The organism is Martelella limonii (assembly GCF_013344475.1).
Taxonomy (GTDB): domain Bacteria; phylum Pseudomonadota; class Alphaproteobacteria; order Rhizobiales; family Rhizobiaceae; genus Martelella; species Martelella limonii.
Genome location: NZ_JABUOU010000036.1, coordinates 1 through 611, shown reverse-complemented (window position 1 = coordinate 611; position 611 = coordinate 1). Strand labels below are relative to the sequence as shown.

1 protein-coding gene is annotated in these 611 nt (G+C 61.9%); it reads left to right on the top strand.

The window, feature by feature from the left end:
• Positions 1-157: 157 nt before the first annotated feature.
• Positions 158-611: DUF1403 family protein (locus tag HPQ62_RS20930; RefSeq protein ID WP_174804525.1), on the top strand; the 454-nt coding region annotated here is incomplete at its 3' end.

Below are 611 nucleotides of genomic sequence, written 5' to 3'. Positions count from 1 at the left end.
TTTTCGGTCATGAACGGCCTCAGAGCGTGGGTTTTCATTATAATGACAGTTTAGAACGATAATGCAAGATTATCGATCTAAACACCAGAGAGACAAGCCGTGCGGTTGTGTCATAAAACGCTGGCATAAACTGCTCATTCCGATTAGCCCCACCGCCATGAGCTACCACGCCGCACCACACGCCAGAACCGCCGTGCCCACCGCGCCCCTGCCGGGCTGGGCCCGCCCACGTGGGGGCGATCTGACCAAAGTTGATGCTGCCTTCTCGGCGGGTATCACTCTGAAAACGCTTGATGATCTCGTTCGGTCGCAACCAGTCTGGGGCGGCTGCTGGCGCGAGCGGCAGGCCCTGAAATGTACCGTCGCCGCCGTCCTTCTGACCGGTCGCAACGAGGACGAAGCGGCGCTTCGCGATGCCGTCCTGCTCACCGCCGCCGGCGACGATCCGGGTCCCGCGGGCAAGGTGTTTCTGGCCCACAAAAGGCTCGCCACCCGAAAACCCGGTTTTGCCGCGAAGCAGGTCGAAGATCTTGCCGACCTGATGGGGCTCGCCTTTGACGACCACCTCGCCGCCATCCCGGAGCTGGCAGACACCGCGCTCCAGTCGGGCC